General features: G+C 52.8%; 10 protein-coding genes. 3 read left to right on the plus strand and 7 right to left on the minus strand.

All coding sequences use genetic code 11. The annotated features are described in order from the left end of the window. Window position 1: 1 nt before the first annotated feature. Genes moeB through CCALI_RS02665 form a run of 3 tightly spaced genes read right to left on the minus strand, consistent with a single transcriptional unit; the run spans window position 2 to window position 3,113 of the window. Window positions 2-1,483, minus strand: a complete 1,482-nt coding sequence (gene moeB, locus CCALI_RS02655; protein WP_016481927.1) for a molybdopterin-synthase adenylyltransferase MoeB — start codon at window positions 1,481-1,483, stop codon at window positions 2-4. Next, complete coding sequence (locus tag CCALI_RS02660) at window positions 1,476-1,970, minus strand: M67 family metallopeptidase (protein WP_016481928.1); 495 nt, start codon at window positions 1,968-1,970, stop codon at window positions 1,476-1,478. The genes moeB and CCALI_RS02660 overlap by 8 nt, the downstream gene beginning before the upstream one ends. Next, entirely contained in the window at window positions 1,971-3,113 is a 1,143-nt protein-coding gene (locus tag CCALI_RS02665; protein ID WP_016481929.1) for a PLP-dependent cysteine synthase family protein, read from the minus strand. Between CCALI_RS02665 and CCALI_RS02670 the strand changes: the two genes are divergently transcribed. Continuing rightward, window positions 3,112-4,443, plus strand: coding sequence for an MFS transporter (locus tag CCALI_RS02670; protein ID WP_052572314.1), 1,332 nt, complete (start codon window positions 3,112-3,114; stop codon window positions 4,441-4,443). The genes CCALI_RS02665 and CCALI_RS02670 overlap by 2 nt on opposite strands. Here the strand turns inward: CCALI_RS02670 and CCALI_RS02675 are convergent. From CCALI_RS02675 to CCALI_RS02685, 3 genes are read right to left on the minus strand one after another with little or no spacing between them, the layout of a single operon-like run. Further along, the gene (locus CCALI_RS02675; RefSeq protein ID WP_016481931.1) at window positions 4,364-6,019 is read right to left on the minus strand and encodes an LPS-assembly protein LptD; all 1,656 of its coding nucleotides are present in this window, start codon (window positions 6,017-6,019) and stop codon (window positions 4,364-4,366) included. The two genes, CCALI_RS02670 and CCALI_RS02675, sit on opposite strands and share 80 nt — an antisense overlap. 24 nt (window positions 6,020-6,043) lie before the next feature. Next, window positions 6,044-7,774: a helicase HerA domain-containing protein gene (locus tag CCALI_RS02680; protein WP_016481932.1), complete on the minus strand. Its 1,731-nt coding sequence runs from the start codon at window positions 7,772-7,774 to the stop codon at window positions 6,044-6,046. Between the two features lie 26 nt (window positions 7,775-7,800). Continuing rightward, on the minus strand, window positions 7,801-8,502 hold the full coding sequence (locus tag CCALI_RS02685) for a hypothetical protein (RefSeq protein WP_016481933.1): 702 nt from the start codon (window positions 8,500-8,502) through the stop codon (window positions 7,801-7,803). 176 nt (window positions 8,503-8,678) lie between these two features. On the opposite strand from CCALI_RS02685, the gene CCALI_RS02690 reads away from it, so the two are divergent. Beyond that, window positions 8,679-9,398, plus strand: coding sequence for an SDR family oxidoreductase (locus tag CCALI_RS02690; RefSeq protein ID WP_016481934.1), 720 nt, complete (start codon window positions 8,679-8,681; stop codon window positions 9,396-9,398). A 130-nt stretch (window positions 9,399-9,528) separates the two neighbouring features. Then, window positions 9,529-10,896 (plus strand): MFS transporter, encoded by a 1,368-nt coding sequence (locus CCALI_RS14720; RefSeq protein ID WP_052572315.1) that lies wholly within the window; start codon window positions 9,529-9,531, stop codon window positions 10,894-10,896. Here CCALI_RS14720 and CCALI_RS14725 read toward each other — a convergent pair. Next, window positions 10,893-12,848 carry a dienelactone hydrolase family protein gene (locus tag CCALI_RS14725; RefSeq protein WP_052572316.1) on the minus strand — a complete coding sequence of 652 codons (1,956 nt, stop codon included), beginning with the start codon at window positions 12,846-12,848 and terminating at the stop codon, window positions 10,893-10,895. The two genes, CCALI_RS14720 and CCALI_RS14725, sit on opposite strands and share 4 nt — an antisense overlap.

Genomic DNA, 12,848 nt, shown 5'->3' on the forward strand with positions numbered 1-12,848 from the left:
TTTAGTACTTCGGCACGCTTGGATCTATCTCTTCACTCCAAGCCAAAATACCCCCTTTGAGGTTCTTAAGGTGCTTAAATCCCTTTGCCTTTAACTTAAGCAGGGCCTCCGCACTGCGCTTACCGCTGCGACAATGCAAGATGATCTCCTGATTCGGGTCCAGCTCATGAGCACGCTCCTCGATCTGCCCTAGAGGAATAAGCTGTGTCCTGGGAATGCGGGCTATCGCGTACTCGTGTGGCTCACGAACGTCAATGATAGTGAGCCTCTCGCCCGCATCCATACGACGCTTTAGCTCCTGAACCGTGATCTCCTCAACCTCATCGAGTTGTGGTGGAGGAGCCTCTTCACCACGAATACCGCAGAACTCCTCATAGTCAATCAGTTCACGAATAGTAGGATTCTCCCCACATAGAGGGCAGGCTGGATCACGACGCAGTCGCAGCTCACGAAACTGCATCTTCAGTGCATTAAAAGTTAACAACCGCCCAATAAGCGGGTTGCCGATACCTAATATCAGTTTAATGGCTTCAATAGCCTGAATGCACCCAACAATGCCGGGCAACACACCTAATACCCCGCCTTCAGCACAAGAGGGCACCAATCCAGGAGGAGGAGGTTCAGGGAATAGGCACCGGTAGCACGGGCCGTGTCCGGCCCAAAATACAGAGGCCTGTCCCTCAAAACGAAAGATCGATCCGTAAACATTAGGCTTCCCCAGCAGTGCGCAGACATCATTAGTAAGGTAGCGGGTCGGGAAGTTGTCGGTTCCATCTATAATGATGTCAAAGTCCCGAGCGATCTCTAAGGCATTCTGCGAGGTAAATCGCTCCTCAAATCCGATAACCTCTACATGGGGGTTGATATCCAGGATGGTCTCTTTGGCAGATTCAAGCTTAGAACGCCCTACGTCGTTAGTGCCGTGGATAACCTGGCGTTGAAGGTTGGTTAAGTCCACAGCGTCAAAATCTACGAGGCCAATAGTGCCTACACCAGCTGCGGCGAGATAGAGGGCGAGTGGAGACCCAAGGCCACCGGCACCGATCAACAGCACTTTCGCCGCCCTCAACCTCTTCTGTCCTTCCAGCCCGACCTCCGGCAAAATAAGATGGCGGCTGTAGCGTAATATCTCCTCATTACTAAAGCTAACGGCCTCTACGCGCTCCTCCGGCAAAAGAGCGTTTGGGTTGATCCGAGCTGTCTCTACTCCCACCCCCCCAGCAATGGAGGGCACAATACTCAGCTCATCAGCATCGGTCACCGGTGTCTCTAAGCCCTGCAAAGCGCGTGTGTCGTCGGCTCCCTTGTAGATGTTAACAAAGTGACGCAGCTCGCCCTTATCGTTATACAGATGCTTTCTCAGATCGGGGTAACGCTCCAGTAGCTGATCTAAAGCCTCCTTGACGGTAGTTCCCCCTACGCTAATCTCGTCGTTTCCGCCAACAAACTGCTGTAGTGATGTGGGCACAAGTATTTTAGGCATTGTCTCTTCCCTCTTCATGAACTGATACGATCTCTATAGGCTCTTCTAAAAAGGCATCGCCGGCTTCGTTGAGTTGCCAGGCGGTTAACTCTTGTGGCTCACCCCGCCGCACAGAGAGAATACAGTAGATATACCACGGCGACGCCCACTCCCTATCAAAGTCGCTTGGGAGCGCCGGGTGATCGGGATGTGAGTGATAGAACCCTAAAACCTTTATCCCGGTCTTTCGCTCCTCGCGCAGCAGCTGAAACATGGTGTTCGGCGAAACGAGGTAGCGCCGCTCCTGCCCTGGCACACTTTCAATGGCCTCTCCGCGCAGACTGGCCTCCCAAGAGGGATCAAATGTATTTGGCAGCGGTCTTGCTTCCTGCACGATGCGAATCTCGCCATCCAACTGCCCTAGCAACGCTCCTACGCACTCACGAGGATAATCCTTTGCCCCATGGGTATGGATAGCTTCCTCTACACATTTTGGAATACGAATCACTTACTCCCCCTCATGCCAGAAGCGATCCGAAAGATAACGCGTTCCGGTATCACAAAAGATCGTTACAATGACCCCTTCGTCCAACTCCTCCGCTAACTTCAAGCAGCAGACCATCGCTGCTGCCGCAGAGATGCCCACCAAAACGCCCTCCTCACGCGCAAGCCGCTTCACCATGGCATAGGCCTCCTCGGTGGATACCTCACGGTTCTCATCCGCTAAATTGGGATCGTAGATTCCGGGCACAATAGAGCTGGCCATGTGTTTCATCCCTTCCAAACCGTGGAAGGGCGAATCCGGTTGGAACGAAATCAGGCGGATGGCTGGATTGAACTCTTTTAAACGACGCCCGGTTCCCACAAAGGTTCCACTTGTGCCCAGGCCGGCCACGAAATGAGTTATTCGGCCGTTCGTCTGCTGCCAGATCTCCGGTGCCGTAGTGAGGTAGTGCGCACGCCAGTTGGCCGGGTTATTATACTGATCCGGATAGAAGTAGCGATCTGGCTGCGCTGCATAGAGCTCGCGCGCTTTTAAAATCGCCCCGTCGGAAGAGAGTCGTGGATCGGTGAGAATAAGTTGCGCACCATAGGCACGTAGTATCTGCTTGCGCTCCTCACTTGCGTTCGCCGGCAAACAGAGATGTACCTCGTAGCCCATAGCCGCGCCGATCATGGCATAAGCAATGCCCGTGTTCCCAGAGGTGGCATCGAGAATGATCTTTCCAGGCCGTAAGGCGCCACTACGCTCCCCTTCCAAGATCATGTTGAGTGCCGGACGATCTTTCACCGACCCTCCCGGATTAGCCCACTCGGCTTTTGCATAGATGGTTACGCGCGGGTTCTTCGGAACCACTCGCCGCAGCCGCAATAGCGGTGTGTTTCCGATTAGCTCTAATAGGCCCACCGGATGTGGTCGCAAAGCAGGGTCGGGCGATGTGGAAGGGGTGTAAGCGCTCTCAGAACCGGCTCCCTCAGATAACCTGAGTAGTGTGCTCATGACTGAATTTACGCTTTCCTCATAGGCTCCGTTCCCTAAAAAGGGTCGAAACCTTACTTTTTCGATAGAATTAGTATACCCTATTCCTCCCAGCAACGGGAACTTTCCCAAAACCCTCTCAAGAAGGGTAACATATTGGTGGAACTCCATGGACGAAACAAAAGCTCCTTCAAACCATTCTACCTCTGCCCATGCCGGGGAGGCCGTGCTTATCGAAGAGCGGATCGGCCCTTTCTATCCTTTTCGCTTTCGGAACTTCCGCCTTTTCTTCATAGGACAACTTATATCGGTGGCCGGCACCTGGATGCAACAGGTAGCTGAAAGCTGGCTCGTTTATCACCTAACGCAATCAGCTACTTGGTTGGGCATCGTATCAGGTACAGGAGCGCTATGTTATGTGGCTTTCGCTTTTGCGGGTGGACAGGTCGCCGACCGCTACCCCCGCCGCAATGTGCTGCTCATCACACAGACCGCAGCTATGCTCCTTGCTTTCACCTTGGCCTTTCTAGCGTGGCCCCATTCACCTATCCCCATCCAGCCCTGGCACATTGCCCTTATGGCAGGATTATTGGGCATTGTCCGCGCCTATACCATGCCATCACAGCAGGCCTTTGTCACCGACATGGTGGATGATAGACGTGCTTTGCCCGGAGCCATCGCCCTTAACTCACTTCGCTTTAACCTAGCCCGCTTCATCGGCCCAGCACTCGCCGGCTTCGTTCTTGTACAACAGGGTGCTGAAGCCTGTTTCTTCTGGAACGGAATAAGCTTCCTCGCGGTTATCCTCTCATTGCTCCTTATGCGCATGGAAAACCAAAGCGTAAAACCGCATCGCCAGCCTATTAAAGAGGGCCTAACCTACGTTCTCCGTACTCGCTCCGTGCTGCAAGTGATCGTGCTCATTGCCACCGCCAGCCTTCTCCTATGGCCGGTTACTACCCTTTTACCGGTCTTTGCTCAACTTTTTCACGTGGGCAAGCAAGGCTACAGCACCATGGTCTCAACCAACGGTCTCGGTGCTGCCTTGGCTGGTCTCTCTTTAGCCTGGTTCGGGCTGCGTATCCCACGTCGTTATACCATCTTCGCCGGCGCTATCGGATTGGGTCTTTCAAGTCTGATGTTCATAAGTGCCGCTTCTTATCGGCTGGCGTTGGCCTGCCTGCTTCTTATAGGCTTCTGTATGATCCTTTGCGGAATTTCCGCTAACACCTTTGTACAAGAGCAAGTCCCCGACGCCCTGCGCGGACGTGTTATGGCCCTTTATACCCTTGTCTTTAATGCACTCCAACCAGTAGGAGGACTGCTGATCGGTCTCTCCGCCGACCATTTCGGCGCCCCTCGAGCGGTAGCCATCAATGCGCTTTTGGGAATTGGGCTTATTTCTCTGGTTATCTTCTGGCTTAGTCCCCAACGCCATCGGGTTGGGGTGCAACCAGCGTCTGCTTCCCCACCGCTCTCCGAGGGGCAGGGAGAAGATTGAACAGAATTCCAAACTGCTGCGAGCGCGTACGGTAGTACACCCCTACCTGCATACAATCGAAATTGCGGATGATGGCTAACTCATTATCGTAGGCACGGTTGTGGTCTAAATCAATGTGGCTCATCAAGCCAAACGCCCACGTTCCTCCTACTTGATACTGAAGACGCAGCTCGTTGCGCACATCTCTGCGATCAAACAGAAAGGGGGTTCTCCCTAAATCCGCTAAATGACGCAGCGACACGTTAAGGCGCGAAGTTCGGGTTGGAAGATAGTCCAACCCGGCCTCTGGCGAAAGAATGGCATAAGCGGTTCCTGTTGAATAGAAGCTTACCCAGTTGGTAAAAGCAAAGCGCAGGTCAATTCGACGTCCAATGACGATAGCGGGGCTGATAAGATCGGTGCGCAGCCCGAAACGCGCAGCAGTTACATGCGTTGGCAGCTCGTTGATTTCGGCCCCATAGGCCGCAACATCTACTTGCAGTGGCGCTTCTAACGAAAAGGCTTGCCCTGCTGGCGGCTCGTGACTGCCAAACATATTCACGAATCGCACCCCCACCTCCGGAAAACGGGAGATCGAGATATTATTAAAATTCCGGTTGTACACGAACTGCCGGTTCTGCAACATCGCGTAGAAAAAACTGCTACGAGGCTGAAAGGTAATTTCATGAGGGTCACGACTATATATTGCGGGAGCAAGCCGCTCCAAAGTACCTTGCAACGGATCGGCCACATCTCCTAGTACCGAGCGAGCAGAAAAGCTGCGGGTTACCGACTGCAGGGCTAACACATAATCCACTGTGCCGACGGGTAACGTCTTTACTCCTACACGGGCGTTGACATCCAGACTGCTGTGGAGGCCCCCTAGCAAACTCTGGCTAATGGAAACGTAGGGCCCATCGGTTCGATCGTAGCCCGGCAGTAGCGTCGGCGAGCCGCCTCCCGTCCCCAAACTATACCGATAAGAAGGAAACGAGGGCAAAACAGTATGGCCAACCTGAAACGTAATGCCGTCGGCCTGTACATATTGACCTGGCACCAGCTGAATACGTCGCGCGCGTATGAGGTAGTCTGGATGAACTAAAGTGCAGGTCGTGAATTGGGCATCGTAAAGTGTATCACGCCCATCAGGTAAAAGCTCGATGCGACTGCCGCTGGCTCGAAAGAGGTCTGTCTCAAGGCGGGCCTGCTCAAGCGTGCCCCTACGATCGCGGAAGTTGTAGGTAAGCTTCGCACCGGTAAACATACCTTCCGCACGCTGCAAAGTGATCGGCCCCCTAGCCTCCGCTATTGCTGTCATGCCATCGTAAAAAAAAGACCCGGCTTTCAGCGTCGTCTGTGTTCCATCTGGAGCTGTGTAGACGACGGTTGCTCCCTCTGGTGCCTCCAAACTACCGTTAGTGAGGTTCTGACGCAATAACTTCGCTCCTGATACCACAAGGGTTCCGTTTGTTTGAACAGAAGTTTGCTGTTTTTCAGAGGAAGATTCAACAGCTTCGCTTGCAGCAGCACGAACGGCAAGGAGATTCGGCAAAAGCGCCAGAGATAGAGACCACCACGCTCGCCGAAAACGCTTCAAACAGTACCTCCCGAATGCTTTAAATTAAAAATCTCTGTCTCGCTCTCGCTCAAAATCGGCATCCTTATTTTGCCGAGAACCAGTCCCCGGGAACGTCATAGCCTGTATGAAGGCATCGTCATAGGTGCGGGTACGTATGACCACCGGCATGGGGACGGCATGACCAAAGATAAGCGCTTGCTGACGTGTCTCTAAACTTGCCAGCACCGCCCTCAAATCGGATGCGCCCATTATACCCGTGAGAGCCGCATCCATATCGCTTTCCTCATCAAGCAGACAGCAGATGCGCGTCCCGACCTGCGAAAGCGTCTCCCGGTCGATCTGACTTGGACGCTGATCTACGATCAGCAGCGTCATATGGTACTTACGCATCTCCCGTGCGATCGTGCCAAAAATAGTTTGATTCGCTAACAAGGGTGAAAGGAACTTATGTGCCTCTTCTATTACCACGATGAGATGATGCGGCTCGCTTCCTTCGCCGCCCAACGCTTTCTCGGTTTGCTCCACATAGAGATCATGTAAGCGGCGAGTAAGAATGTTGGCAACCAGCATGTACTGCCTTGGCTTGTCGTGGCGGCCAAACTCCAGTACCACATCATGCCCGCGCTGCAGTTCGCTTAGAATGCGCTGAACGGGGTCTTCTCCAGGAGGTAAGTCACGAACGAGAAAACCTTTACAGTCCCTTTCCAAACTAGTTAGTTTGCGCTGGAGCGCACTTAAGGCTCCCGAGTGAATGTTATACTCCGCACAAAGCTCCTTTATAGCCGATAGATCCAACTCCAGAAGCTTACGCAACCAGTCCTTATTGTAAATCTTTTCCAAAAGATAACAGGTCTCACGCGCAGCCTCGTTGAGATTTAACTCGTCTTGTAATAGAAGAATATCGTCAACCTCCACCTGATCATAACCTATCTTGACCTCGAAATCTGGCCTGACTCCTCGAATCTTTGAGGATGTACTATCTAGTGTCGCGATGACAACTTGAGAACCAAAAATTTGCTTTAACCCTCGTACCTTCTTGCCTTGCGCGGTTTCCGATCGCCCCTCCCAACCATACTCATTATGCATGTCAAAAATCAGATGCACGGCTTTTCTAGCCCGGATAGCTCCACAGAGGCAAAGACGAGTCAGGAAGGTCTTCCCTGTGCCGGATTTGCCGAAAATGGCATTCGAGCGCTCAATCCACCGGTCCATATTGATGCATACCTGCGCATCCATATCTAGTGGCGTGCCCACACAGAAATAGGGCTCTCCCTCCTCTTCTATACCAAACACACGGCTGACATCCTCTTGGGTTGCCTCATAAACGGCGCTGAAGTGCGCAGGTACCGTGCGAACCGGCAACAGCTCATCCTTGCATCCCGAGGCATCCGCCCCCGCCTCGTCAATAGGAAACAGAACCATAGGGCGTAAGTGCACCAAACCGTAAGCGCTCGTTCCGGCCAACACGGCGCACCGTAATCGCTCTTCCGGTTGAGGAGGGTTTAAAAGAATATCCTTGTGAATCGCTGCCAGCTCTATGTCGCCCAGAATGGCAAAGAATCGGTTCTTTTGCCCTTCCACCACTACAAATTCCCCCGCCCGTAGGTCTTCTACACTCTTGTCGGCGGCAAGACGCATCACCAAACCTCTACTCAACGACCCGTCTATGATGATCCCTAAAGCCTCACGCCTATTCTGAACTTCCGATGCCTCGGGCTGTCTAACAGGCGAGGTAACGGTCAGCATGCTTCCGTTTTTTCTTTCTCGCTCCATATCCGACCTCCTTACAGCAGATCACCTCAATGCACAGGCTTCACATTGCTTACCAATGTCACTACATCCTGATCATCGTTATTTGTCGAGTACTCCCAACCGATGAGATAGGTGTTAGGAATCAGCTTACCCGATGCATCCCGCGCGGGAATCACGTGGGCCTTGTGCCGGTCGTTTGGCTTAAAACGGGGATCGTAAACCTGTAAGATATCCTCCGTACAGATCGTCTCGTTGGGGAACCCAGCGGTAGAAACCCACAGCCCGAATCTTTGTCGACCAGGGTCGAACTGAAGGCTACTACCAGCCATCACCGGTGGAAAGTCCTGCTTATTGTAGGGCGCATCTATGCGCCAGAGCAGGTGCTTCTCTGGCGGCGGAGGTAAATTGTTGGAGGTCGCTGAAGCTGGCTTTACAGGGTACCAACCCGCACTGCAAACTTTATAAAGCCCATAGGCTGCAATCGGCTTGAAAATAACTGGCCCCCTGCCAGCCTTCACAAAACGCTGAGCCTCTATCTCATCTCGAACGGTATCTACTTTATATCCTTGACGCAAAAGGATGATTTGTAACGGTGGCTCACCGCAGGCAATGGCCGCGAGCGAGGCCGGATCTTTCAGCGACGCATAAGAGGGTATCGGCGGCATTTTGTTCGTTCCATCTTGGATGATAGCCATCCCTAACCCAAACAGCACCCCAAACAGTCCCACGGTTCGCATGTAGAAATTCATTCCTAACTCCACACCTCCTGATGATCTCGTCTGTTGAAATTTCTTCGCTGATTCTTCAACGTCTCTACCAAATCCTGCCCGGGAGCGAAAGAGAAAATGAGCAAAATATTACTATGGAGAAATATGTTTGACGTCCTCGTATTCTCTAATAACAGTCACCATGAAAGGAGCAAACGATGCACGACGATCAAAAGGTTGTTCTCATTACAGGCGGAAGCAGTGGGATAGGCAAGGCCACCGCGAAACGGCTGTTGACCTCTCCCAAATTTGCCGTGACCATCGCAGGCCGTACCGTAGAACGTCTCGAAACAGCCCTTTCTGAGCTAATGCCTCCCGCCGATAGTTTCCATGCCGTCCAAGCCGATGTTACAAACCCTCTAGATGTCGAACGCCTTGTTAGCTCTACACTCCGTCGATTCGGCCGGATAGACGTGCTGGTTAATAGTGCTGGCATCGGTGCCATCGGTCCTTTTTTGGAGGTGGATAGCTCCACCATGGAACAACTGTGGAGGGTAAATGTTTTGGGCACAATGCTCCTTACTCAAGCTGTCCTACCTTACATGATCGAACAGAAACAGGGGTTGATCATCAATCTGCCCGGCATCCTCGGAATAAAAACTATCCCAAATGCTGCTCTCTATTGCGCAACAAAGCATGCCGTCATCGGCTTCAGCAACGCCCTTCTACAGGAGGTGAAGCGCCATAATATCCGCATCACTAACATCTGCTGTTCTGGAGTAGATACACCCTTTTGGGATGCGCTGCAAGGCAGGCCGCGTGTGGAGCTGCTTCTAAAACCAGAAGAGGTCGCCGAGACCATCTATCAAATTCTTATGCAGCCGCCCCATCTTATCACAAACCAAGTTCTACTACAACATGCAGCGCATCAAATCTGATCGTTCCCTGTTCCAATGAGCTCTCTTCTCTTATGGACGTCAAACGCCGACAACCTGCCACGAAATAGAGGAGTTTATCGGTAAAATAGATAGGGAGTTCAAATTGAGAAGGCAAAGTAAATCAGGAGAGATGCGGCGTTCGCCACTGCTCATTTTGGCGCTCACGCTGTTTATAGACATGCTCGGTTTCGGGCTTATCCTACCCCTTATCCCCGTCTATATCTCTCACTATGGCGGTGGCGCATGGGTAGGAGGTATGTTGCTGGGGTGTTACTCCCTCATGCAGTTTCTCACAGCCCCCATCTGGGGCCGTCTTTCCGATCGTATCGGGCGTAGACCTGTTATTCTTATCGGGCTTTGCGGATCTGCTGGCACCTTTCTTACCTTTGGACTAGCTCCTAACCTTTTGGTCCTTTTCTTAGCTCGCGTGGCCGCGGGTGCTCTTACCTCCGCCAGCCTTCCAACTGCCCAAGCCTATATTGCCGATGTCACCCCACCCGAAAAACGCGCGAGTGGGATGGCGGTGCTCGGTATCGCTTTCGGCCTTGGCTTCGCCTTCGGGCCTGTCGTCGGAGGTTACGCAAGCCGTATCGCCATCGGATCCCTTTCTCCCATCGCCACACCCGCGCTGCTAGCAGCCTTTCTTTCCTTCTGCAACTTCCTGTGGGCACTTGCTATGCTGCCAGAAAGCCTCTCACTGGCTCGCCGTGAAGCCTCAGCCAACGCTACAACAGAAAAAGGCCCCCTCGCTCTCTTGCGATCTATCGCAGCGGCCTTCCATGAACCAAATATTCGTGCTCAACTTCTGGTGTTTGCCTTCGTTACCTTCGCTTTTACTGCTGTTGAGTCCTCTTTCTCTTGGCTTGTTATTCTACGCTTCCACCACACTCTAGAACAGACTGCCATACGTACATGGCAGACACATCATCTCGGTCAACCCTGGGCATCCCTACCAGATATCGTACGCCGTCACCAGTTTGAGAAAATAGAGGCCATCATAACGAGTCGTATCTTCCTGATCGTGGGTCTCTCCAGTCTCGTTGTGCAAGGCTTCATTGTGCGTGGCTTAGCTCACTTTATCGGTGAACATTACCTGGTTCGATTTGGAGCCATGCTGATGACCTTAACGCTCATCGGCATCGGCCTAACACCCTCTTTATGGGGTATCTACCTCCTCAGCATCTGTATCGCGATCGCAATGGGGGTGATGACCCCGTCCCTTAATGCGCTTATTACCCATGCTGCAGACCCATCCGAGATAGGGGCCCTTAGCGGTGTTCAACAAGGTTTGGGCAGCCTTGCACGTATCATCGCACCACCCATCAATAACTATCTCATTGGTCTCCCAAACGCTACAGGAGTCCCCTTCTTCTGCTCCGCACTGCTTATGGCCGTTGCCTTCCTGCTCAGCCTTCAACTGAAACCGATGACCCCCTCATCAAAACGAGATAAGGAGGCTACGGAGACCACCACAATTGAGGCATCCTCCATTCATTAACCTGTCTCTAATTGAAAACGAAGATTCTGAGCTATCCAGTTTACTATCTCTACATGTGAAGGCTCTGTTCGCGTCCAATGCAGCCTGCTCCCATAGGCCTTCGTAAGCTCATCGAAATGCTCCGGAGCACAAAACCGATCGCCCACGTTGTAAAGGTAGACGGGGCGAGATGCGGCTAACGCAAGGGGCAGCACCGTTCCTCCTAAGCGCATGATGCCAGGCAAGAATCGGTCGGAAGTCTTCCAGAAAGCTGGTTGCTCTGTTTCTGCATGTTGGACATCGGCGATCAGGATCGTGACAAAAGGCGCCATCAACAAGGCCTCAAGACCGGCCCCCTCCCTGCCGATAACCACGAGGTGCTCCACACCAAGGCGCTTCATGAAGCCTATGGAGGCCCGCAGATCTTTCAAACGTTCTTGAAGCAGTGTACGATTGTAGGTACAAAAGAAGTCCCTAGAGTAGTCTTCATAACGCTGTCTCTCCTCTTCAGTGTTAAGCGTCAACCGCTTCGGCCGCAACACACGCAACCCCAACTTTAAGAGCATTAGAAGGAACGGATCGTCTCCTATAGTCCCAGCCGTGCCATCTACGAGAATAGCTCCCCACACGCCACCGTGCAGATAAGGCTCCATCAGAATGGCCTCTAGGCGCTCCTGCCTCCCCTCATATCCGAAAACGACCTGCAAGCGCTGGCCTCCTATCTCGCTTTCGGTTTCCTTTATCTCCCACACGATATCCACATCCTTGGGAGAATCGATGGCCAGAACATGTTGCCATAAAGAGAAGTATCGATCGTGCAGAGCCTCTCTATCCTTAAAAGCAAAACGAACAGCCTCTTCCAACATCTGCACCGCCCGATGTCGTAACGCCCCCTTGATTTCCGTTTCAGCCATGCCGCGTGTTCTCGCCCACTGCGGAGCGCGCATATCCTCCTCACGTTCTTTAGGAAACGGAAGGTCGGTTGGAATTGCGTTGCTCCCAAACTGCTCGGCCATGAAGGTATAAACCTCCCTACGTGAGGCCTCATTGAAATTGTGTCCATAATCCAAGAGCCGATATCGAAAACTCTCCGGACGCCTGTAAAGGGCATAGATACGTGCAATAGAAGGCCCCTCTACGGTGAGCGTATCTTTGGTCCAGTCACCGGTGGCTCCAACGAGAATCTGTGGATTAGGCGCGTGAGCCGCCGCTATGTCGAGATTAGAAAAGTCTATCCGTAGGCCGGGCGCGTTCTCACAGAGACAGCCGCCTTGCATCGTATGTGAAACCATCACACAAGGAGCCGACACCTTTAACCGATCGTCAATGGCGGCAAGCACCATCGTCTGTGTTCCTCCGCCAGAGGCTCCTGTCATCCCTATCCGAGCCGGGTCAACATGAGGTAGGGAGAGAAGAAAATCGAGAGCACGCAGGCTGTTCCATGTCTGTAAACCGAAGAGGCTTATTTCCCATAGAGCCTCTTCGGCATCCAAGGCGAATTGATGGCTTACAAGAGTGGTATCGGTATACCCCACCATGTCATAAGCAAAAGCCGTCCACCCAGCTCGCGCCATCGCGATGCCACATGCGACGAAAGAGGCCTCGTCTGTATCGGTTAAACGCCCCGATGCCCAATGCCCATGAGCTATGAGGACGCCCGGCTGCCGTACCTCCGGCAGTGGCAACGGCTGATAGAGATTGCCGTAGAGCCAAAAGCCCGGTAACGACTCTATCGCAACGGTCTCAATAGAGTAGCCATCACGCTCAAGACGCCGAAATATCTGCGGATAAAGGGGCGTGCGAGCAGGCATGGGAGAAAGCCCTGCAGCCGTTAAAATACGCCGGCGCACAAAGAGACGCCATTTCCGCCAATCCTCTAAAGTTTTCGGCATGGCCAACTCGCGAGGCGTATTTGTCGTCACTATAGGACCGAGCAGGCGCGGGTCAGGCATAGAAGGTTTCGTTCGGTTCAT

Origin of the sequence: Chthonomonas calidirosea T49 (assembly GCF_000427095.1) — a bacterium.
Lineage (GTDB): Bacteria > Armatimonadota > Chthonomonadetes > Chthonomonadales > Chthonomonadaceae > Chthonomonas > Chthonomonas calidirosea.